This window comes from Rheinheimera marina, from assembly GCF_042654345.1.
Taxonomy (GTDB): domain Bacteria; phylum Pseudomonadota; class Gammaproteobacteria; order Enterobacterales; family Alteromonadaceae; genus Pararheinheimera; species Pararheinheimera marina.
The window spans coordinates 516,212-538,291 of the sequence record NZ_JBHSGB010000006.1 but is presented as its reverse complement, the minus strand read 5'-3'; the positions used below and the strand labels follow the sequence as shown (position 1 = coordinate 538,291).

Below are 22,080 nucleotides of genomic sequence, written 5' to 3'. Positions count from 1 at the left end.
TCCTTCTGCGGGCTATCCATCAATTGAATTGCTCTGCGCTCAGGTAATCCACCAGCTCTTGGGCTGGCATAGGCTTGGCGAACAGATAGCCCTGGATCAAATAACACTGACGGGTGCTGAAAAATGCCAGCTGCTGTTCGGTTTCCACCCCTTCGGCCACACAACTGATGCCGAGGCTTGCCGCCATCGACAAGATAGCTTCGATAATGGTTTCATCGTCCGGGTCTATGCCAATGTCTTTAACAAAGCTGCGGTCAATTTTTATCGCGTCAATCGGTAGCTCTTTTAAGTACTTCAGTGACGAGTAGCCGGTACCAAAGTCGTCCAGTGACAGCTGAATGCCTAAATCACTCAAGGCCAGCATGGTGGTAATGGCTTTTTCCGGGTCACGCATTAACGCGCTTTCGGTCACTTCGTAGCGCAGGCAATTGGCTGGTAGTTGATACTTCTCCAGTAACAAGGCGGTCTGGTCGGCCAGGCTATGGTGCTCCAGATGGCTGGTGGACAAATTGACCGACAAATACAGATCCAGACCAGATTGGCGCCACTGTTTCAGATCGGTTAAGGCCTGCTCAAGTTGTAGCATGGTCATAGGCACAATCAAACGTAAGTCTTCGGCCATCGGTATAAAGTCAGATGGTGGCACCAGGCCTTTTTTACTTTGCCAGCGCATTAACACTTCAACACCTATCACAGCTTCTGAGCGACAATCGACGATAGGCTGGTAAAAATTGACAAACTCGCGGTTTTTAAAGGCCTGCCGCAACTGAGTTTCTTTTTCCAGCTGCATATGGGCTTTTTCGTTCATCTCGTTGATAAAGAACTGGAAGTTATTCCGGCCTAAATCTTTGGCGTGGTACATCGCGACGTCAGCATGTTTCAGCAGTGCTGTGGCGTCGAGCGCATCGTCCGGGTAGACCGCAATGCCGATACTGGGTGACACTGACACTGTATGCGGCCCCAGTTGCATAGGTTCGCCAACCGATTGCAGAATTTTACGTGCCACATGGCTGATATTGTCCTGGTTTTTATAGGACTCCAGCAGCACCACAAACTCGTCGCCACCCAAACGGGCGATAGTGTCGGTTTCACGCAAGGTGATTTTCAGCCGTTTGGCTACTTCCTGCAGTAGCTGGTCACCGACATCATGGCCGAGCGAATCGTTAATTTGTTTGAATTTATCCAGGTCGATAAAACACAAAGCCAGCGATTTTTTCGCCCTTTTCGCCTGGTCTATGCCGTGTTGAATGCGGTCCATCAGTAAGGTGCGGTTTGGCAGGCCGGTTAAGGAGTCGTAGCTGGCGAGGTAACGTAATTCTTCTTCGGCGACTTTTTGCGCCGTGATGTCCGTAAAGACTAACACGTAGAATTCAACTTTTTCGCCATCGCCAATAGCGCTGATATTAATCAGGGTAGGGCGCTCTTTGCCGTCTGGAGTCAGCACCAGTTCTTCACCTTGCCAGTGCTGGTTCACCGTCAGGTTACGCAGCAGCTGGGTATAGAAGCGGCGGCGCTGCAGGTTAATACCCAAGTGGTGGGTGCGCGGTTTGGCCAGGTAGTCGTCGACCGAACCAAACACATCGGCAAAAGATTGGTTGGCGGCCAATACTTTCTGGCTGGCGTCCAGAATCACTACCCAGTCGCGGGTTTGCTGGAAGGCCTCGCCAAACAACCGGGCTTTTTCCTGGTTAGCGCGGGTTTCCGTCATATTGCTGAAGGTACCTATGACCCGTTCTACCTGGCCTTGTGGCGACACTTCAGCCACTTTGCCGATGTCGCGGAACCAGAGCCACTGGCCATTTTTATGCTGCATCCGGTAGCTGTGATCAAAGGTACGCTCCGGGTTTTGCAGTAATTTTTGCCAGGCTTGCTGATAGGGCTCTTTGTCATCCGGATGGATCAGTGACAAATGCTGGGTCATGGTCAGCGGGTTCAGCGCTTCCTGATACCCCAGCATGCTGTGAATACGGGAGGCAAACATGGAATTTTTATGTAAATGCCATTCCCAGGCGCCACTGTCGATCGAATCCAGCGCTTGTTTCAGTCGCTGTTCACTGGCTGTTACTCTGGCGTGCGCCAGGCGCAGCACTTTTTGTTGCTGCTGACGGGTGCGTAAATACACCAGCAATACCAGCAAGGCAATGGAGCCATACGCAATAAAGGCACCGCGGCTTAACCAGGGCGCAGCACTGATGGTCAGTTTCAGGCTGGCGATTTCACTTTCCATGCCGGACACAGGTGAAATAGCAATCACATTAAACTGGTAATCCCCAGGTGCCAGCTGGCCGAAGCTGACCGAGCTCTGGTTTTGCTCGGGAAACACCGAACGCTGTGGGCCATCCAGCCAGAAGCGGTAACGCATTTTGGCGGCGTCACGGTAATTCAGGCTGGAAAAACTGATACTCAGCCCCTGGTTCTGATAGGGCAGATTAAATTCATGGCCATTCAGACTGGTCAGTGGGGAATGTAAATTGGTCTGTAATGCCGAGACCGAAGTAATCACTACTTGCGGCTTTTGACGCGATTCCGCCAGGCGTTCAGGGGATAACAGGTTCACCCCCCGTATTGAACCGAATGCCAGCTCACCACTGCTCAGCAGCGCGCTGCTGCGTGGTAAAAAACCATTGGCGGACAAGCCATCCTGTTTACTGAAGTGCTCAACGTGCAGGTTGTCAACATTCAGTGAAGAAACGCCTTTGTCGCTGGAAAACCAGATCTGGCCCTGTTGATCCGCCTGCACTGCATAAACAGAGTTGGTTTGCAGTTTATTGGCGGTATTAAACAGGTGTTTCAGCTGACGACTCTGGCTGTCAAAAGCCAGCAGGCCCAGGTTGGCCATACTGACCCAGACCAGACCATTCTTATCGACTGCCATTTTGTCGCCCGCCCGGTAGCGGTAGGCCTGATCAGAGGGTGCTTCATACAAGGGGACTAATTCGGCGGTTTTTTCATTGGCAAGGTAGAGTTTTTCGTTGGCTGACAACAGCAACCAGTCTTCCGCTGTGGGCCAGCGCCCGAGAATTTGCCGGATGTCTTTGGCTGGAATGGCTTTTTGCAGCTGCGTCAGTTCCTGTACCTTGCCGTTCAGCGGGTTGTAGCCGTAGTAGCTTTGCGGCGTCAGCAGGTAAAAGGCGCCAAAGGTGCAATGCAGGCTGCCCACACGGGCACTTTGCAAAATAGCTTTATCGGCCTGGTTTTGCAGTGGCATGGCTTTAGGTTGCAGGCTGGTGGCATCAAAATAATTCAGGCCGGACGAAGAGAAGTACCAAAGATTGCCATCGCTGTCGGTCGACATATTCAAAATAGAGCTGCTGTGCCAGACGGCTTTCGGGTCCGGGTTTTTCAGGAACTGCTGCACCTGGCCGGTTGCACGATGCCACAGATTCAGGCCATTTCTGCTGCCAAGCCATAATTCGTCAGGGCCACGTTCCGCCACTGAGGTAATTTTGTCATTGCTAAGCCCCAGGCCATCATCGCCGGCCTGGCTCATTTGCACCACCGCCTGACTGCGTGGGTGCCAATAATAGGCGCCATCAAAGCGGCTGCCCAACCACAAGCCGTCTAAATCATCCAGCAACATCGCCGTGATATTGTTATCGGAAAGCGCCTGCTGGCTGTGACTGAACCGGACCAGGTTGGTCAGCACGCCGGTGTTCAGGTCCAGTTGCAGCAAGCCCTGTTCTGTGCCGAGCAGCAGTTGCTGATTTTTCTGCAGTATCTGCCAGATATTGGCGTCACTTTGCAGTATCTGCACCGCAGGTGGCTGACCTGGGGTTTGCTCCAGTTGCATCAGGTCGAGCTGATACAAGCCTTGTACAGTGCCAACCAGCAATTTCCGCTGCTGAATCGACAGCGCTTTGACATGCTGAGGGTAGTCGCCGGAGATTTCGGCAGGCAAATGGGGGATCTTCAATAGAGGGTGGTCAGGCCTGTGCAGGTACAAACCTTTGGAGGTGCCTATGAATACCCAGTCACGATAAGCCAGTAAAGTGCGAATATACAACGAGTTGTCCGGTGATTCCGGCAGTTGTGTCAGCAGGCTCAACTGCCGCTGTTCTGTCTGATAGCTGTAGACTTTACGGCTGCTGTTGAGCAGCAGTGTTTCCGGGTCTTCGGTCAGGGCGCCTGACATCAGGGCGGGGGACTGATCGTTTTCAGGCAATTTGCTCTGCAAATCCAGCCGTGCCTGTTCTGGGTTAAACAGATACAGGCCGCCAACCGGCGCCATCACCCACAAACGTTTTTGGCCGTCGAGCAAAATTTTGCTGTAACGCTGTGTCCAGAGTGCAGTGTTGGCCTCTCCGATGCGGATATTCTGATTGCCATCAAAACGGTTCAGGCCTGAATCTGTGGCGACCCATAAGAAGCCCTGGTGATCCAGCTGCAAATCGTTGACTGAACCGGAGGATAAATTCTGATCCGGTGTTAATGGCTGTAACAAGGTGACGGCCGACGCAGAAAATGCCAGCAACAGCCAGAAAAAACAACAGCAGCGTAACCAGGCAGCAGTCACTTAAACCTCTTAAAACTCAATTAGTTGTTCTTATTGTTGCCGCAGATAAATCAGCGGAATGGCTCCAAAATACAGTGCTTTGTTTGGCCTTGTCCAGTGTTAATACAGTATTGAAAAAAGTTGCAATAAACTGACGGAAAGTAACAGCAGATAGCAGACAAACTGGGCTTGCTGGGTCAGCCTTAACATCAACCATAAGTCGGCCAGCTGCGGCAAACGGGATGGGCCCACCCGGTCGCGTCGTTGCTTCTGACCCTGGTAAATCACCGGACCGGCTAAATTCACCTGCAGCACACCAGCCAGGCTGGCCAGCACCCAACGTTGGCCGACACAGAGGTTACTGTGTTTGCTTTGTTGTAACTCACGCCAGCTGCGGCCCAGACTCATTAACAGCGCATACAGCAGGCTGACGCCAAAGTAACCGGGCAGGCTGCAAAGCTGGCCCAGACTGGCTGAAGCTTTGCCAAAGTGCTGGAAGGATTGCTGCTTGGTATTCCAGCTTTGGCTGCATAACAAAATAAGCCGGTACGCCACCGCCGTCAGGCCTCCACCCACTAAAAACCAGAACCCCAAGGCCAGCCAGTGCCGTGCCAGTTGCAGCGCCTGATGTTCCATGCTGGCTTTGCATAACCCGGTTTCCGACAAGGTGCTGCAGTCACGCAAGACTTCCAGTTGCAACAGGTCGCGCGCCAGCCCCAGTTGCTTGCGGCTGATGGCTGAAGCCACCTGACGATGGCGCAGTTGCTGACGGCCAAAGTCCAGACACAAAAACAGCAAGAGCGCGTCCAGCACCAGTGGCCAGTCGGAAAACCAGTACAGCAGGGACAGTAGGGCCAGTAAAGGTAACACCAGGGTCAGCAACGCCAAAGCGCCGGACAGCTGTTGCTGGCCCTCGCTACGGTTGGGCGGATTGACTTTGCTGCCCAGCCGGGTGGCAAACAGCTGCAGCAGAGCCATCGGCTGGGTTTCACGCGGCAGCCGCAGGTGCTGGCTGAGGATCCAGACCAGCAGCAACAGTGGCGGGTAAAGCCAGAGATCAGTCAGCAGCTGCGACATCTGTACACCAACCTGAAGGCTTAAGCCAGGGTCACAGTTTTTAAGTTTTTCAGCAGTTCAATCACCATGGCTGAGCTGTTTTTCGAGGCGATTTCCAGGTAAGCCTCAAAGGAGCTTGGCGATTCTTTACCGGCAATGTCACTTAAGCTGCGGATCACCACAAAAGGGGTGTGCAGCTGGTGGCAAACCTGGGCAATAGCAGCGCCTTCCATTTCGACCGCCAGCATAGCGGGGAACTCTGCACGGGTTTTCGCAATACGCTCCGGCTGGCACATAAAGACATCACCTGTAGTGACCAGGCCTTTTTTGGTTTTGCAGAAGCCCAGTTGCTGAATGCTTTGTTCGGCAGCGGCAATTAACTGCGGATGGGCGGTAAATGCGGCTGGCATGCGTGGCACTTGGCCCAGCTCGTAACCAAAAGCTGTGACATCCACGTCATGGTGCCGCACTTCACTAGCAATGACCACATCACCGACATTCAACTCCGGGTCAAAACCACCGGCAGACCCTGTGTTGATCACTGCATCTGGCTGGAACTGATGAATCAGCAGGGTGGTGGCGACTGCGGCGGCCACTTTACCTATACCAGATTGCACCAGCACCACGGCGGTGCCATTCAGGCTGCCGCTGTAAAATTCATAATCGGCAATTTTTGTGGTCTGCAGATCCTGAATTTGGGCTTTGAGCAGTGCGATTTCCTGTTCCATCGCACCAATGATTCCAACTTTTTGCATGGCCAATCCCGTTAAGCAATAAAAAACGGGGCTGATCATAGCATCAGCCCCGCGGCGGGACAAAGTCTTAGGCTTTATGGATTTGAATGGTCTGAGCCTGCTGGTTATCGGTCAGCACACCGGCCTGAAAATCACGAATGGCCTGCTCAATTTCTTCCACTGTGTTCATCACAAAAGGACCGTATTGCACCACAGGCTCATGGATAGGCTTAGCGGCCAGCAAAATAAACCGCAGTGGCTGTTCTGCTTTCACGGCCACAGTATCGCCCTGGTCCAGCACGGCACCATGGTGCTCCCGTACTTTATGACCCGCCACCAGTGCGTCGCCTTCAAAGGGATAGAAGTAGACATTGTGGCTGGCCGGTACAGGAATTTGCAGCGACTGGCCGGCCTGTAACTGCACATCCAGATACAGAGGTTCAGTGCTTAAGCCCTGAATAGGGCCTGCCATCTGCTGACCATTCAGCTCAATGCTGCCGGCAATCATCTTCAGCCAGCTCCCCGCATCCAGCTCAAAACGCGGAATATCGGTGGGCGCAATATCCACATAAGCCGCCGGCTTCATTTTTTCGGCGGCGGGCAGGTTGATCCACAGCTGAAAACCACGCATCAGGCCAGATTCCTGTTGTGGCATTTCCGAGTGAATAATGCCGCGCCCGGCGGTCATCCACTGCACGCCGCCACTTTTCAGATGGCCCTGATTACCCAGGTGATCCTCATGCAGCATATGACCGTCCAGCATATAAGTGACGGTTTCAAAGCCCCGGTGCGGATGCGCCGGGAAACCGGCGATGTAATCGCTGGCTTCTGCAGAGCCAAAAGCATCGAGCATTAAAAACGGGTCGAGCCGTACGCCCTGGCGCTGGCCCAGGCTGCGTTTAATTTTCACGCCTGCGCCGTCAGACGCTTGCATCGCCGGAATAAGTTGTTTGATTACACGGATAGTCATACATACCTCCAAAGTTGATGAGGTCAGTTAATCAGCCGGGCCGCTTGAAGAAAAGCGCAATATTTTGTGCAGGTTGTTCGAAAATTTTGACTATTTAATTGGCTGATTTCAAAAATGATTTTTTCTCAGCTTAACGCAAAGCCATATTTTTGTTCATGCTCAAGTAGCCAGAGTTTACGCTCCAGGCCGCCGGCGTAGCCGGTCAGGCTGCCGTTGGCACCAATCACCCGATGGCAGGGCACCACAATAGACAAGGGGTTGCGGCCATTGGCGGCGCCGACAGCGCGCACTGCTTTGGGGTTGTCCAGCTGCTGCGCTATGGCGGCATAACTGCAGGTTTGACCGTAATCAATAGTGCAAAGCGCGGCCCAGACCTGCTGCTGAAAGGTTGTGCCTGTCGCAGCCAGCGGCAATTCAAACTGCTGGCGCTGGCCAGCAAAATAGTCGGTCAGTTGCTGCTTGCACGCTGCCAGTGCGGCCAGGCTGCTGTGCGTTGGCGCACTGGAGCTGTCGACAAAATAAATACTGTGGATGCCTTGTTCGCTGGCGGTAATCTCAATCAGCCCCAAGGGGCTTGGCAATTGCAGTTGTTGCATGGCTTAGTCCTTACTGACGCTGTCTTTGGCGGGTTTTGGCAACGACAGGCTGTGCCAGGCCTGAAAAGTGGCATAACTACGCCAGGGCGACAGCTGCTGTTCGGTAAAGGCGGGCAGGTGCGCCAGGGCTTTTTGCACACCTAAATCGCCGCCCAGCCATAAATCCGGTTCGCCCAGACCGCGCATTTTGGCGTAGGCCACAGTCCAGGGGCCTATGCCTTTGAGCTGCAACCAGTCATCCGGTGTGGAATCCGGCTGCGCTATGACAAAACGCGCCAGCGCTTTGAGGGTGTCCCGCCTGGCTTGTGGCACTTTAATCATCAAGAGTTCGCTGCCTGCAATGGCTTCGGGCGTCGGAAACAGTTTTTTGTCGGTGCCGGGCACAGTGGCGGCCAGCTCGGTCAGCAGGCGATTAAGCTGAGTGCGGGCGCCCTGCACACTCACTTGCTGCCCTAAAATGGCTCTGATAGCGGCTTCAAAGCTACCCCATAAGCCCGGAATACGCAGGCCTGCGGTGAGCTGGTCACCAAACACCGGGCTTAATTGCTGCTCAATCGCCAGCATATTGGCGTCTAAATCGGCCAGCTGACGGATTTTTGCCAGCACCGGGCTGAGATCGGCGCTGCTTGGCCAGTGCAGCTTCAACTGCAGGCTGTGGTTTTGTTGAGTGCTTGCCGGATGTGGGCAAAGCTCAAACCAGCCAGGCACGTTCTGATGGACAAAAGTGCGACCGTAGATCTGGCCCCGCACCCATTCCATGCCGTCCAGCGTGCGGCTTTGCCAAAAGGCTAGTTGGGCCTCCCAGTCCAGTGGCGGCCGGTAACTTAACTGCAATTCGAGCACTGTCTGTTCTCCGTGCTGAGGGCGGCGCCGGATCTGGCCAGGCGTCAATTGAACCTGTTGTTTAAAGGCATCATTAAAGCGGCGCAGGCTGTGAAAGCCTGAGCGCAGCGCAATCTCGGCAACGGGTAACTGGGTTTGGTGCAGCAACTGTTTGGCCAGCAGCACTTGCTGGTAGAGCGCATAGTGTTTGGGCGCTACGCCCAGATGCTGCTGAAATAATTTGCGTAAATAACGTTCGCTGATACCAAGCCGGTCCGCCAGTTGCCCTTGATTACCCTGCTGCAGAGCGCCCTGGTCGATGAGTTGAATGGCGCGACGTAAGGTGGTTTGTACGCCTAGCCAGGCCGGCGAGTGCGGCGCACTGTCGGGTCTGCAGCGCAGGCAAGGGCGAAAGCCAGCCTGAGCCGCGGCGGCGGCACAGGAGTAATATTCCACCTGATGTTCAGCCGGTAATTTAGCCGGGCAGATGGGGCGGCAGTAAATACCTGTGCTTTTGACGCCAATAAAAAACAGGCCGTCAAAACGCGGATCCCGTGATAAGCGGGCTTGTTGGTACAGCTGTATATCAGACATCTGCGGCCCCGGTGATTCAGTCAGGGCTTTAGTGTAACCGCAGCGAATAAAAAATACTGGCCGGATCCGGCACTCAATGCTCAGAGTGACAGTGGCAGGTTCTTACAGCTGGCGCAGCAAGTTACGCCACTACAAGCCAGGCAGGTTATCGGATCTGTTGTCCTGATATTCGGGCGGGCCAAACCCGCCTGAATATTAGCGCTACACACTGATATCAATCTGCTGCAGTAAACCGGCTTGCTTATCTTCGGTCAGAAACACAGCACTGCGCTGCAGCTGGCCCATCACCTGATCGCCCTGGCGTAAAGTAAATGGCGTAGCGACCGTATTCAGATTCAACGCCATCACACCGGCATGTTTCATGCTGTACAGGCCGTCGCCCGGCCGCCATAAATTCAGCGCCGACCAGATGCGGTCGTTCTGATCGATCCAGCCGTTCAGGTCGTCATCATGCTGCGCCAGTTCGGCAAAGCCCTGACCGCTTTGCGGGCCAAACAACTCGGTGCCGTTGTCGACCTGACCATTGTCGTTGTGATCCGCCGCCAGATAATACTGGTCAGAGGCCAGATGACGGATACTGCTTTGTTGAGCGGTCAGCGCAAAAGCGCTGGTCTGGTCGGTCAGTTCGGCGGGCTGGCCATTCATGCTCAGTACCAGCGGGTCTTGCATCGGCTGCTCCACCCGTTCGGAATAACTGAATTCCTGGTAGCTCATTTCAAAACTGATGGACCAGCTGACTTCAGTGCCATCACTGAAACTGGCGCTGCCGTTTAGTTCTGCCGCCAGATGCTCAGCGCTGTAACGCCATTCCTGCACCAATTGGGCTGGGGCGGCTTCAGCGGCTTCTGCACTCTGGTTTGACTGGGCGGGAGTGCCGGCATAGGCCTTGGCCAACTTCTCCAAATCAATCCAGCCTTTCAGTTCACCGTTGTTCAAGAGCTCCAGCAGGCGTTTGATGGTGCCTACCGTATTCTGTTTATTAAAGGCCAGCTGAGCGTCTTTGCTGATCTCTGCCAGGTCCTCTTCAGACTCGGACTGCGCCGTTGGTAAGGCTGTGGCAGGCAAAGATCTATCGCTGCTGTTATCCTTTGTTACAGTTGATTGGTCGTTTTGACTTGGAGACACCCGTCGGACAGCATAAGATACCGACGCGCCGGATGCCTGTTGTTGCTGACTGCTGCTGAGGATTTGCATAAGTTTCCCCCTCTGGTGTTCAGCAGTCTTATCGGCCGGATCTGTACAAACTTTAATCAGGAATGGACCATGCTTGAAGATTTTTTCCGCCAACTGACCATAGACCCGGACAGCATCAGTTTTAACCAGAGTATTCAGCTGATTGATGCCTTGTATGACTTTACGCCGACTGCCTTTAAAAATGGCGTTCAGCACAACGAGGCTGGTCAGAATAATGGTTCCTGCAAGATTTTGGCTTTTGCTTTATTGCATCGCTTGTCTGAACCGCAAACCTTGCAGATGTTTGGCGATTATTACCGCCAGGACGTGCTGGAACAGCCAGCTGGTACCGACCATCAGAATATCCGCCAGTTTATGCAATACGGTTGGGATGGCGTCGAGTTTGACGGTCAGGCCCTGCATGGCAAGGCCACCGATTTACAGTAAAGCCCGCAGCTGGCTGGGCAATAGCCCGGCCCAGCGTTTAAATGCCCGCCTGAAATTATGCTCATCGGAATAGCCCAGTAGCAGCGCCAGTTGCCTGTTGGGCAGGTCCTGCGCCATGGCGTCACAAGCCACACTAAAACGTACCTGATCGCAAAGTTGCTGATAGCTGCAGTTCTGCTGAGCCAGCAGGCGTTTATAACGACTGAGCGCAATGCCGAGCTGCTGCGCCGCTTGTTCCTGTGCCGGTAAATCCGGTAACTGCGCAAATAACAGCTGTTCAGTTTGTTGCCACAAACCCTGACGCGGCGGCAGGCTTTGTTGCAGCATCTGACACCAGCTTAACTGCAGCTTTTTACGGTTGGCGCAGGCCTGGCGCAATGGCTGTTGTTGCCAGTACTGCGGCCAGCTTAAGGTCCAGTTGGCGGCCAGTTGTGGCTGCAGTCCCCATTCCAGTGGGTAGCTCCAGTCCGGGTTGTCACTCAGCCAGGTCAGGCTGATTTTCTCTGGCGGCCGTCCCAGTTCCCGCTGGAATAAACCGGCGAAGAAACTGCACAGCAAATGCTCAATAAAAGGCCGGGCGGCCCCCAGTTGCAACGCAGGGCGCAGTTCCAGCCGGATCTGGCCTTGCTTGCGCTGCAGCCTGGGGTACCAGAGCGGCAGCAACAGGCTCTGATAACGGACAAAATACAGCAAGGCTTGCGGCATGGTCTGACAATGCTGCAGTAACTGCAACAAGGGGTGCTGGTTGTTGTGTAGCCAGGCTTGGGCGGTCAGGTGCGCCAACTCAGGACCGGGCCAGAGCTTCTGGCAATTCTCCACCAGTTGCAGGTAATGCTGCACGCTGAGCTTGAGTCGCGGCTGGTCTAAGTCGGCCGGAAACAACGGTGTGCCTTTGAGCAGCTTTTGCAGATGAAAACCACGCCGCACGCAGCACTGCAGCATGTCTTTGGCAACAGTGCTGAACAGCAGGCTGGGTTCGTGCGGGCAGAGCAGCATCAGTGCGGGTCCAACAGCGCCGCCTGATGCACTGGCGGCAGTTGCTGCTGCAGTTGGTGCAGCAGTGCTTCTGCAGTCTGCGGATAAGCGTCGGTCTGACAATGCAGGGCACTGCGCCGGGCCTGCAGTTGCATCGTGCTGCCAAGGTGGCGCAGCGCTAAATCGGTCAGCACTCGGGCTGTGCGCTCTGGGGTTTCAGGCAGCAGCACGACAAAACTGTGGCTGGACAAGCGACAGACTAAATCGCCGGGTCTGAATTGCAGCAACAGCAGCTCCGCCAGTTGTTGTAAGCGATGTTCGGACTCTGCCAGTCCTTGTTGCTGCATCAGCTGTGTTAATTCATCCAGTTCCAGCAGCCAGAGGCAAAAGGGTTGCTGATGTTCGGCCTGCAGCGCCTGCTCGCGCCGGAGCGCCTGCAGCAGGTAATTGCGCCGGTACAGCCGGGTGAGCGGGTCCAGCAAATCATGGGCCCGCAGGTGCAGCTCACGGCTGGTCAGCTGCGAGTTAATCAGCCTCTGCTCCCGGTGCCAGCCGACCAGACCCATAGTCAGCACCAGCATGCCGATGGGCGCAGGAATAGACTCCAGCCAGCTCAGCAGGCGCTCCGTGTCTGGGTAGGCAATAAATTCGTCCAGCAGGTTCAGCCAGTAAGACAACACCAGCAGCAAAGAACCGACATAAAGGCCATTGGTCACAGGGCCCGCCGGGCGGCTAAACAGCACCAGCAGCAGCCAGGCCAGCACCACCAAAAAGCTGCTGCCTTCACCCAAAACGTCAAACCAGTCAATCCGTGCCCAGGGTTTCACCTCGCCATTTTGCAGTGCCAGCACAACACACAGCAGGCAGAGCAGCAGGGTTAACAGCAGTTTTCTTGGGTGTGTGGTCATAATTCGGTTGTGCGCAACTAAAAAATTCAGTGTGCGCGGGCTGCATGACAAAACCATGACAGCGCGGCTTACCTATGCGCTAAACAGACCGGGTCATTTCTGCGCAGCCTGCCAGCTGGCCGACACCGGCTTGTCACAGTGGCGGGTCAGACTGCCAGGCAATGTCTGTTATTGCTCATCAGGGAACTGCTATGTCTGCGCTCAGTAAAAAAACTATGTTTGCCAATAAACACCTGCGATTTAAAAAAGCCATACTGGCCACAGCTGTGGCTGTAGGCTGTGTCACGCCATTGATGGCGGCTGAATTGTCGGGCCGGGTGCTCGACAGCCGGGAAGTGCTGTTGTCCGGGGTTCAGGTCAGCATTCCGGCGCTGAAGCTGAGTAAAGTGACAGGCCATGACGGCCGTTTTGCTTTTGCCAATCTGCCGGAGGGTAACTACCAGCTGGTGCTGAGTTATGCCGGGCGTTCGCAGCAGCAACAGCAGGTGCAGCTTAGTGGTGACCTGGCGCTGGGCGATTTAAGCCTGGCGGTCGACAGCAATATCGACAAACTGACGGTGCAGGGCCAGCTGAACTCAGCCAGTAAAGCGCTGAGCCAACAGCGGTTTGCCAGTGGCATTGTCAGCGTGGCGACCACCGACGAACTGGGCCAGTTTCCTGATAAAAACTTAAGTGAATCTTTAGCCCGGCTGGCTGGTTTGTCGGTCGAGCCGGATCAGGGCGAAGGCCGGTTTATCCGGGTGCGGGGTCTGGCGCCGGATTACAACACCGTTACCTACAACGGCACCCAACTGGCCGCGCCTGAAGCTGGCCGCCGCGCTGTGGCACTGGATGTGATCCCGTCCGACTTACTGGCTTCGGTGGAAGTCAGTAAAACCATTGCGCCAGAGCAGGCGGCTGGTTCTTTAGGTGGTACCGTCGATATTAAAGCCATTTCTGCGTTTGACCGTCGCGACAACTTTTACAGCCTGAGCGGTGAAGGCAGCTACAACCAACAGCAAAGCGAAACCAGCCCGAAATTCTCCGGCGTGGCAACCGGCATTTTTGATATTGGTGCCGACAAAGACGCTTTGGGTGTGGCCTTTTCTGCCAGCTATGCCGACCGCAAGTTTGGCTCGGACAACGTGGAGACCGGTGGCAGTTGGGATTTGGATGACGAAGCGCTGGAGGAATTTGAGCAACGTCAGTACAGCATCAGCCGTAAACGCCAGGGCGCGGCGCTGAACCTCGACTACAGGCCAGGTGGTGATACCGATTATTACCTGCGTACGTTATACAGTGAGTTTGTCGACACCGAAGTGCGGCAGAGTCTGGCCACTGAGTTCAGTGACCCAATTCAGGCAGGCACTGACACTGGCGCCGAGCTGGTGCGTGGCATCAAAGCCCGTGAAGAAAGCCAGAGCATCAGCGCTGTGGTGCTGGGCATGAAGCAACAACTGGATGTCTGGTTCTGGTCGCTGGAAGGCGGTATGAGCAAAGCCGATGAAGTGACGCCTTACAGCCTGGCCGACGGCCAGTTCGAAACTGAATTTGAAGAAGGCGTAACCTTCCTCGGAGGCGACATTATCCGGCTACAGGCGCCGGACGGCGCTTATGAGGCAGGCAATTACGAGCTGAAAGAAGTGGAAGTGGCCGACACCCGCACCGAAGAGCGTGAGCACAATATCAAGCTGGATTTTGGCCGCGACCTGCTGACCTCCTGGGGCGCGGTGGAGTTGAAAGCTGGCGCCAAATTCAGCGACCGTAAAAAGACCGCAGATGAAAGCCTGTGGCTGTTTGAAGATCTGGAAGACGCTGGTGTCAGCGCCTTGAGTCTGGCCGATTACAGCCACAGTAATGCCCGTTATGGCCTGGACCATTTTGGTCCGGCCGTGGACCCTGCGGCGCTGATGGCGATGTTGAACTCGCTGGACAACAGCGATTACCTGGACGATGTCGAATCACAGATCAACGATTTCCGGGTGGATGAACAAATTAACGCTGCTTACCTGCAGGGTAACTGGCAGGGCGAGGGTTGGCAGGTTGTGGCTGGTAGCCGCTATGAACATGAACAACGTGACGCCTTCGGCAGTGAATACAACGCCATTGATGAAGAATTCAGCCCACGCACCTACAGTGGTTCAGAAGCGCACTGGTTACCTGCGCTGATCAGCAAATTTGAACTGTCAGACAACAGCCTGTTACGTGCCGCCGCCACCACGTCCCTGGTGCGACCGAACTTTGCCCAGTTGGCCCCGGCCTTTTTACTGGAAGAAGATGACGATGAACTGGAAGCCAGTTTCGGTAACCCGGCGCTGAAATCGTTACGGTCAACCAACCTGGATTTGGGTATGGAATACTACCCGGACGAACTGGGTGTAATGTCCGCCACTTTGTTCTACAAAGACATTGAGGATTTTGTCTACGCCACTGATTTAGCCGGTTACGGCGACTATGCCGGTTTCAAAGCCGCCGAAACTTATGTCAATGGTGACGATGCGACTTTATATGGTTTGGAGCTGAATCTGGTGCAGCAACTGAAGGGCCTTGGCGGCTTCTGGCAGCATTTCCTGCTATCCGCCAACCTGACGCTGACCGGCTCGGATGCCCAAATCAGCTGGTACGACGATGGCGAACGGATGACAAGGGATATTGATTTACCCAGCCAGTCAGACCGCACCGCCAACCTGGCGCTGGGTTATGAAGACGAGCAGTGGAGCTTGCGTCTGGCGGCGAACTATAAATCCGAGTACCTGGTGGAAGTGGGCGAGCTGGATGATGCACGCTATGACCTGTTCTCTGACGCACAGCTGCAATGGGATTTCAGTGCCAAATACAAATTCAGCCCGGCGCTGCAGCTGTACTTTAACGCGGTGAATCTGACCGATGAGCCTTATTACAACTACACAGGCAAACATCAATTTAACGCCCAGTATGAAGAATATGGCCGCACCTTTGCCTTTGGTGTGCAGTTGAGCCGTTGGTAAGGAGTGAACCCAATGAAAAGCATTTCAACAAAAATTTCAGCAAAAACGAGTTTGCTGGCAGCGCTGGTGCTGAGTAGCTGTGCCAGCGTCGCCAGCCAGCCGACAGGCCAGGCACTGCAAACACAACAGTTTATGCTGCAAGCGGCGCCGGAGCAGCTGTCGCTGCACGACAATTCAGGTCAATCGCTTGGCCAGTGGAGCGGCCGCTTTGAACGCTTAAAAGCTCTGCAGTTGCCAGCGCAAAGCTGGTTTGCAGCGGTAGACAGCGAAACCAACCAGGTGCTGGTTGGCCTGAAGACGGCCACCGACAAGGTCAGAATTTTGCAGCAAGCCAGCACCCAGCTGGTGGTGGATGACCTGTGCTGGTACTACAGCGAACAAAACAAACAGCTCAGCCTGTTTTTAATTGGTGACCGGGGTGTTGGCGAGCAGTGGTTACTGGCGCAGGATGGCAAAGCGCTGGAGAAAGCCTTGCCGGTACGCAGCCTGAATTTGCCGACCAATGCCAGTGCCTGTGCGGTGGACCAGCGTCAAGGTCTGTTGTATCTGGCGGAAGGCGACACTGCACTCTGGTCTTATTCGGCTGAGCTGGAGCAAAGCGAAAACCGCCAGCTGCTGGATGTGCTGGCACCGAAAGGCGCCATTGCCGGTGAAATTAAAGCGCTGGAACTGACTGCTGCCGGTGATTTACTGGCACTGCAGTCCGAACCTGCGGCCTTGCTGCGCTACCCCGCCGGTCAGTTCAGCAAAGCACCACAGCGTCAGCCGCTGCAGCTGGATGAACCTGAAGTATTGCAGCTGGACCGTCAGGGATTGTCGGTGGGGGCAACAGCGCAGCAGCTGCAGCGCTTAAACAGCACAGATAAAGCCCAACAGGTGCAGCATTGGGGCCGCACAGTACCGGCGTTCTATCAGCTCAGTCCTACGTTGGAAACGGCTGCGGTCAGCTACCGTGGTGACGCCATTGACGACCCGGCTATTTGGCAACACCCGACCGATCCGGCGAAAAGCCTGATCCTGGCGACTGACAAAAGAGCCGGCCTTGCGGTTTACAACATGCAAGGGGCACAGCAACAGTTTTTAGCGGTCGGCCGGGTGAATAATGTCGACCTGCGTTATGGCTTTCACTATCAGGGCCAATCGATGGCACTGGCGGCGGCCAGCACCAGAGCAGACAATGGCATTCAGCTGTTTGGGATCAGTGCGGATGGCAAGGTCAGCACTCTGACGCGTATTCAGACCGGGCTGACTGATATTTACGGTTTGTGTATGTATCAGCCTGCCGGAACCCAGCAGTTTTATGTGTTTGCCAACAGCAAAGACGGTACTGTTGCGCAGTACCAGATCAGCGCATCCGCCAAAGGCGCCAGCGGCAAACTGGTGCGCAGCCTGAAGGTGCCGTCGCAGCCGGAAGGTTGCGTGGCCGATGATGGGCAGCATCAGCTGTTTGTCGGTGAAGAGGATGTCGGGATTTGGCGTTTTGACGCCCGGGCCAGCGCCGCCACCCAAGGCGAGTTCATTATCAAAGCCGATGACCAGATGCTGGTGGCGGATGTCGAAGGGTTGGCTTTCTGGCCTGGCAAGCAGCCATATCTGCTGGTCTCCAGCCAGGGCAATGACAGCTACGTGCTGTATAAAGCCACGGCCCCTTATGAAGCTGTGCTGCGTTTTCGTATTCGGCTAAATCCGGATCTCGCTATTGATGGCAGCTCCGAGACCGATGGTCTGGAACTGACCACGCTGAACCTGGGGCCAGGTTTTGAACAGGGCGCTATTCTGGTGCAGGACGGTCGCAACCGGATGCCAGAACAAGGGCAGAACATCAAACTGGTGCCACTGGCTCAGCTAAAAACGCTGCTGCAACAGCTGAAATAAAGGGTATTGAATACGACTAAGAAAAAAGGCCGCTGTTAGCAGCTAATGCCAGTCAGATAAGCTGACTGGCATTACTTTTTACCGCACAGTATCAGAATTCACCTGAACTAAAACTGTAAACGAACTGAATCTATCCAAAGCGAGGAAAGGTAAAGAACTAAGCAGACCGTCTTTGGCAGGGATGCCAAAGCCGAGCCTACAGGGAACGTATTCACGGCGTGTCTGCGTGAGCTTTGCCTTTTCCGCTGCAACTGAACCAACTCGTGAATAGATAAGCAGTTTTTGAATAAAAACTGCTTATCTGATCGGCATGAGCTGTTAGCAGCGGCCTTTTTTCGCCTGACCAGGTGGGCAGTGTTTGCCCTGATCCTGACCTTCGATAACAACCACTGGCACTTTCACTTTTGGCGGTTCCACTTTAACCCGGGGGCCAACCACTTCACAGCCGGTTAAACCTGACAGGGCGACTGCTGCGAGAAGACTGACGACTGTATTGCGCATCTGCGCTCTCCTTCTTGTTGTGTTGCGCAAATGCTAGCTGCTTTGCATTACAGATGCCAAGTCTGATCTGTTAATCATCGCACCTGTGACATCTGTGATAGTGGCGCTTATGTTTTTTCGGGTGACCGTGATAATGGCGCTCTTCCACCACAATAACGGCTGGGGCAGGCTCCACCACAACCGCAGGCACTTACATACGCGGCGGCTCAACCCAGACTCTGGGGCCTGATACCGCACAGCCAGATAACAGCACCACCGCTACGAATGGCAAAAGACTGTAGCTCAACTTCTTCATATGACGTCTCCTTTACCCTTAATCGGATAAGTAATAATCCACTGTGGCAACCACCCGCACTTTTTTGATGTATGGGGTATTGCTGTCACGGTCGCTGATACTGAACTGGCCCTGGCTGGCCGCTTTTATCTTGCCGAGCCGGCTGTCAGAATCAGCAGCAAACTTGGTGGCTACTTCGCGGGCATTGCGGGTGGCTTCTTCAATCATGTCGGGTTTTAGCTCGTTCAGACCGTTGAAAATAAACTCTGCTTTGCTGTCGTAATCCTGCCCGGCAATGGCGATACCGCCTTTACTCAGCTCCAATAAACGCGTCATGGCCTGATGGGCTAAATCGACATTTTTGCTGTACACCGTCAGGGTTGAACTGGCGCTGTAGCGCAATTGGCGGGCATTGGGATCAAAATAACCGGCCTGGCGGTCAACAATTTGTGGCGGCGCCACTGAAATTTCTGTAGCCGCGAAGCCCTGTAATTTTAAAAAGGCCTGCACTTGCTCGTTTTTTCGTTCAATGCTGGCGACCAGTTTGCTCAGATCGTTGTCAGCGTCGGTAAATTTAACCGGCCAAATCACCATGTCGGCGGCGACTTCGCGCTCCGACAAGCCTTTCACCTGCACCACTCGTTCCATAGCGCGAAAGTCCAGCACTGCATTGCCGACCACTGCAGCTGCAGCGATAAGGCCTGTCGATAAGATGGCGGCGGCGAGCCATTGATGATGTTGCATAACTACTCCTGTTCAGATGAAAGCCAGTGTAGGGTGCCGAGGCTGAATGCCGAATTAATCAAATTTCGGCTGGCCTCTGGCAGGAAGTGCATGGCCTTATTACTATAGACGGCCAGACATCTTAGGGAGCCATATACGTCATGCAAGTTGAACAACGGAGCATCACACTAAATACAGCCACGGGGCCAATGCGGGTCTATCAGTATCAGCCGCTGCAGGCAGCGGAGTTGGGCAGGAGTTATCCGGCTGTGCTGTTTTATTCCGAGATTTTTCAGCAAACGGCGCCTATCAGCCGCACTGCGACCTTGCTGGCGTCTCACGGCCTGGTGGTGTTGGTGCCGGAAATCTTTCACGAGTTAAACCCGCAAGGCACTGTGCTGGCGTATGACGATGCCGGTAAAGACAAAGGCAACCAGGACAAATGGACCAAACCGCTGGAGCATTACGATAGCGACAATCAGGCGATGCTGACCTACCTGAAAACTCTGCCTTATGTGCGGCCTGAAGTCGGTGCTTTTGGGGTCTGTATCGGTGGCCATCTGGCGTTTCGGGCCGCGCTGCAGAGCGAAATCAAAGCGGCGTATTGCCTGTATGCCACCGATTTACACAGCGACACCTTGCCCACGCTAACCGGCAAACAAACTCTGGCACTAAGCCCGCAAATTCAGGCTGAACTGGTGATGGTGTGGGGGAAACAAGATCCCCATGTGCCCGCAGCTGGCCGTGCTGAGATTTACCGGCAGCTAACCTCGGCCAACGCCAGGTTCAGCTGGTTTGAATACAATGCTGAACATGCCTTTATGCGGGACGAAGGCAACAGGTACGATGCGGCTTTGGCGCTGGAGAACTATCAACGCGCCATTACACTATTTAAATCTATGTAAATGTTTGTTAGGGTTGCAACCCTAATTTCATAGTGTTATCAGGAACTAAGATTAAAGGGATTTATATGAAAGCTTATATATTGGCATTTCTTCTTGCCGGTAGTTTATTTATGCCGCCTGTCTGGGCGAAAAATAATGAACCGGATTTAGTTACATTGCTCTCGCAGCACAGCAATTACACCGACGTTAAAATTTCACCTGATGGCAAACATCTGGCGGCGGTGATCCGTTCCGAAGGGCGCCGCTCTTTGGTATTTATTGCGTTGGACGGCTTTCAGATGACTGGTAGTGTCCGCTTTCCTGGTTTAGTTGAAGTGGGTACTTACCATTGGGTGAACAATGAACGGGTGGTCATCGAACTGGCGGAATCCGTGCTCTGGAATACCGAACCCCGAATTTTCGGTGAAATTTATGCGGTCAATTACGATGGCAAAAAATCCGAGATGCTGTTTGGTTACCGGGCCGGTGAGCAGCAGGTCGGAACCCGCTTTAAAGCCAAAGAAGGGCGTCGCGCCTGGGGCCGGGTCGTAGATACACTGGAACAGGACAATGACCACATCCTGATCACTGCCACCAACTGGAATGCGGGTGGCGATGGGATGGCTGAAATCCTGAAAATGAATGTGTATTCAGGAAAAACCAAACGACTAGCCGCAGCACCTGCGCCTTATTCCTCCATTATCACCAATAACAAAGGTGAACCACGTCTGGCTGTAGTCACCACTAAAACAGCTGGGCAGGATGTGTATCTGCGGGATAAAGACAAGTGGAACAAACTTCCTGCAGACTGGTTTGGTGAAGGGATCAATGTACTGGCAGTCAGCCCATCAGACGATAGCCTATTACTGGTGGATCAAAAAGACACAGCGATGCCAGCGTTGAGTCGGATTGATTTTACCGGCAAGCGAACTGTTGTTTTTTCGGATGCCAAAGTAGGTATTACCGATGTGGAGCTGACCAAAAAAGACAATCAGCCTTATGCGCTCCGGCTGGATGATGGCAATCCTGCTTATGTGCTATTGGACAAAACCATGGCGGAAAGTCAGCTTTTCAAGAACCTCACCATTGCCTTTCCGGGGGAGGTGGTCAGCGTCACCAGCCGCAGCAGTGATGACATGACTTGGGTGATTTATGCTTACAGTGATGTGAATCCTGGAGCTTATTTTCTGTACCAGAAAAAAGATAATTCGCTGCGTAAATTGATGGATCGTAAATCTGAGCTCAATGGGTTGCCATGGTCTGAAACCACAGCTGTGAATTACCCTTCTTTTGACCAGCTACCTGTGCAGGGCTATCTGACCAAAGCCAAAGGCCAGAGTAAAGCTCTGGTGGTGCTGATCCATGGCGGCCCACATGGCGTGCGGGATTACTGGGGTTTTAACGAAGAAGTGCAGTTACTTAGCCAGAGTGGCTATAACGTGTTGCAGGTCAATTTCCGTGGCTCTGGCGGCTATGGGGACGCCTTCCAGCGAGCGGGGTATGGCCAGTGGGGCGATGCGGTGCAAAAAGATATTAGCGCCGGAGTGCGGTATCTGATTGCTCAAGGCGTGGTGGATGCCAATCAGGTCTGTATTATGGGCACCTCGTTTGGTGGCTATTCCGCAGTCCAGTCTGCTGCCATAGACCCTGATTTGTATCGTTGTGCCATAGGTGTGGCTGGGGTGTACGAACTGGAACAGCTAAAATCGGATGGTGACATTCCGCAGCTTTCTTTTGGTGTCGCCTATCTGGACCAAGTCCTGGGGACGGACCAGGCCCAGCTGAAATCCTATTCGCCGGTATACAGAGCTGGTTCTATCAAAGCACCTTTGTTAATTATTCACGGTAAACGTGACCGCAGGGCACCTTATAGCCAGGCCGAAGCGCTGCGCAAGGCGTTGGATAAACAGGGCAAGACCTATCAATGGCTCGATTTTGATGATGAAAGTCATGGTTTTTACGCTCCGGAAAACCGGAAAAAGTACTTTGATTCGGTGCTGAGCTTTTTACAACAACACCTCAAGCCTTAATCAGGCTGGCGAAAGGCGGGCGGGCTGGTTTACACTAGCCCGTCTTTTTTTCAGGGCAGG

At 54.0% G+C, this 22,080-nt stretch carries 16 protein-coding genes; 5 read left to right on the top strand and 11 right to left on the bottom strand.

What is annotated here, in order from left to right:
* Positions 1–19: 19 nt before the first annotated feature.
* The 7 genes from ACFO3I_RS08500 to ACFO3I_RS08470 form a co-directional block, all read right to left on the bottom strand.
* On the bottom strand, positions 20–4,513 hold the full coding sequence (locus ACFO3I_RS08500) for an EAL domain-containing protein (protein ID WP_377333322.1): 4,494 nt from the start codon (positions 4,511–4,513) through the stop codon (positions 20–22).
* Positions 4,514–4,612: 99 nt separating this feature from the next.
* A complete protein-coding gene (locus ACFO3I_RS08495) occupies positions 4,613–5,569 on the bottom strand; it encodes a cobalamin biosynthesis protein (RefSeq protein WP_377333320.1) in 957 nt (318 codons plus the stop codon).
* Between the two features lie 20 nt (positions 5,570–5,589).
* Positions 5,590–6,303: a 5'-methylthioadenosine/S-adenosylhomocysteine nucleosidase gene (mtnN, locus tag ACFO3I_RS08490; RefSeq protein WP_377333318.1), complete on the bottom strand. Its 714-nt coding sequence runs from the start codon at positions 6,301–6,303 to the stop codon at positions 5,590–5,592.
* A 67-nt stretch (positions 6,304–6,370) separates the two neighbouring features.
* Complete coding sequence (locus ACFO3I_RS08485) at positions 6,371–7,252, bottom strand: pirin family protein (RefSeq protein ID WP_377333316.1); 882 nt, start codon at positions 7,250–7,252, stop codon at positions 6,371–6,373.
* A gap of 125 nt (positions 7,253–7,377) precedes the next feature.
* Complete coding sequence (locus tag ACFO3I_RS08480; RefSeq protein WP_377333314.1) at positions 7,378–7,848, bottom strand: methylated-DNA--[protein]-cysteine S-methyltransferase; 471 nt, start codon at positions 7,846–7,848, stop codon at positions 7,378–7,380.
* A gap of 3 nt (positions 7,849–7,851) precedes the next feature.
* Positions 7,852–9,264: an AlkA N-terminal domain-containing protein gene (locus ACFO3I_RS08475; RefSeq protein WP_377333312.1), complete on the bottom strand. Its 1,413-nt coding sequence runs from the start codon at positions 9,262–9,264 to the stop codon at positions 7,852–7,854.
* Between the two features lie 201 nt (positions 9,265–9,465).
* Complete coding sequence (locus ACFO3I_RS08470) at positions 9,466–10,458, bottom strand: hypothetical protein (protein WP_377333310.1); 993 nt, start codon at positions 10,456–10,458, stop codon at positions 9,466–9,468.
* A gap of 69 nt (positions 10,459–10,527) precedes the next feature.
* Here ACFO3I_RS08470 and ACFO3I_RS08465 point away from each other — a divergent pair, with 69 nt between their 5' ends.
* Entirely contained in the window at positions 10,528–10,884 is a 357-nt protein-coding gene (locus ACFO3I_RS08465; protein ID WP_377333308.1) for a HopJ type III effector protein, read from the top strand.
* On the opposite strand, the gene ACFO3I_RS08460 is transcribed toward ACFO3I_RS08465, so the two are convergent.
* Positions 10,876–11,880, bottom strand: coding sequence for a helix-turn-helix domain-containing protein (locus tag ACFO3I_RS08460; RefSeq protein WP_377333306.1), 1,005 nt, complete (start codon positions 11,878–11,880; stop codon positions 10,876–10,878). The two genes, ACFO3I_RS08465 and ACFO3I_RS08460, sit on opposite strands and share 9 nt — an antisense overlap.
* Complete coding sequence (locus tag ACFO3I_RS08455; RefSeq protein WP_377333305.1) at positions 11,880–12,767, bottom strand: GGDEF domain-containing protein; 888 nt, start codon at positions 12,765–12,767, stop codon at positions 11,880–11,882. Before ACFO3I_RS08455 ends, ACFO3I_RS08460 begins: the two co-directional genes overlap by 1 nt.
* Positions 12,768–12,958: 191 nt before the next feature.
* Here ACFO3I_RS08455 and ACFO3I_RS08450 point away from each other — a divergent pair, with 191 nt between their 5' ends.
* The gene (locus tag ACFO3I_RS08450) at positions 12,959–15,733 is read left to right on the top strand and encodes a TonB-dependent receptor (protein WP_377333303.1); all 2,775 of its coding nucleotides are present in this window, start codon (positions 12,959–12,961) and stop codon (positions 15,731–15,733) included.
* Between the two features lie 12 nt (positions 15,734–15,745).
* Positions 15,746–17,608 carry a phytase gene (locus ACFO3I_RS08445; protein WP_377333301.1) on the top strand — a complete coding sequence of 621 codons (1,863 nt, stop codon included), beginning with the start codon at positions 15,746–15,748 and terminating at the stop codon, positions 17,606–17,608.
* 318 nt (positions 17,609–17,926) lie between these two features.
* Here ACFO3I_RS08445 and ACFO3I_RS08440 read toward each other — a convergent pair whose 3' ends face one another.
* Entirely contained in the window at positions 17,927–18,109 is a 183-nt protein-coding gene (locus tag ACFO3I_RS08440) for a hypothetical protein (protein WP_377333299.1), read from the bottom strand.
* Between the two features lie 313 nt (positions 18,110–18,422).
* Positions 18,423–19,127, bottom strand: coding sequence for an SIMPL domain-containing protein (locus ACFO3I_RS08435; protein WP_377333297.1), 705 nt, complete (start codon positions 19,125–19,127; stop codon positions 18,423–18,425).
* A gap of 140 nt (positions 19,128–19,267) precedes the next feature.
* Between ACFO3I_RS08435 and ACFO3I_RS08430 the strand changes: the two genes are divergently transcribed.
* Together ACFO3I_RS08430 and ACFO3I_RS08425 are read left to right on the top strand one after the other, a co-directional pair.
* Positions 19,268–20,011 (top strand): dienelactone hydrolase family protein, encoded by a 744-nt coding sequence (locus ACFO3I_RS08430; protein WP_377333295.1) that lies wholly within the window; start codon positions 19,268–19,270, stop codon positions 20,009–20,011.
* A gap of 65 nt (positions 20,012–20,076) precedes the next feature.
* Positions 20,077–22,020, top strand: a complete 1,944-nt coding sequence (locus ACFO3I_RS08425; protein WP_377333294.1) for an alpha/beta hydrolase family protein — start codon at positions 20,077–20,079, stop codon at positions 22,018–22,020.
* Positions 22,021–22,080: the final 60 nt, after the last annotated feature.

Coding starts and splice junctions, on each gene's coding strand:
- ACFO3I_RS08495 (WP_377333320.1), bottom strand. CDS start 5,569: ATGTCGCAGCTGCTGACTGATCTCTGGCTTTACCCGCCACTGTTGCTG.
- mtnN (WP_377333318.1), bottom strand. CDS start 6,303: ATGCAAAAAGTTGGAATCATTGGTGCGATGGAACAGGAAATCGCACTG.
- ACFO3I_RS08485 (WP_377333316.1), bottom strand. CDS start 7,252: ATGACTATCCGTGTAATCAAACAACTTATTCCGGCGATGCAAGCGTCT.
- ACFO3I_RS08480 (WP_377333314.1), bottom strand. CDS start 7,848: ATGCAACAACTGCAATTGCCAAGCCCCTTGGGGCTGATTGAGATTACC.
- ACFO3I_RS08475 (WP_377333312.1), bottom strand. CDS start 9,264: ATGTCTGATATACAGCTGTACCAACAAGCCCGCTTATCACGGGATCCG.
- ACFO3I_RS08470 (WP_377333310.1), bottom strand. CDS start 10,458: ATGCAAATCCTCAGCAGCAGTCAGCAACAACAGGCATCCGGCGCGTCG.
- ACFO3I_RS08465 (WP_377333308.1), top strand. CDS start 10,528: ATGCTTGAAGATTTTTTCCGCCAACTGACCATAGACCCGGACAGCATC.
- ACFO3I_RS08460 (WP_377333306.1), bottom strand. CDS start 11,880: ATGCTGCTCTGCCCGCACGAACCCAGCCTGCTGTTCAGCACTGTTGCC.
- ACFO3I_RS08455 (WP_377333305.1), bottom strand. CDS start 12,767: ATGACCACACACCCAAGAAAACTGCTGTTAACCCTGCTGCTCTGCCTG.
- ACFO3I_RS08450 (WP_377333303.1), top strand. CDS start 12,959: ATGTCTGCGCTCAGTAAAAAAACTATGTTTGCCAATAAACACCTGCGA.
- ACFO3I_RS08445 (WP_377333301.1), top strand. CDS start 15,746: ATGAAAAGCATTTCAACAAAAATTTCAGCAAAAACGAGTTTGCTGGCA.
- ACFO3I_RS08440 (WP_377333299.1), bottom strand. CDS start 18,109: ATGCGCAATACAGTCGTCAGTCTTCTCGCAGCAGTCGCCCTGTCAGGT.
- ACFO3I_RS08435 (WP_377333297.1), bottom strand. CDS start 19,127: ATGCAACATCATCAATGGCTCGCCGCCGCCATCTTATCGACAGGCCTT.
- ACFO3I_RS08430 (WP_377333295.1), top strand. CDS start 19,268: ATGCAAGTTGAACAACGGAGCATCACACTAAATACAGCCACGGGGCCA.
- ACFO3I_RS08425 (WP_377333294.1), top strand. CDS start 20,077: ATGAAAGCTTATATATTGGCATTTCTTCTTGCCGGTAGTTTATTTATG.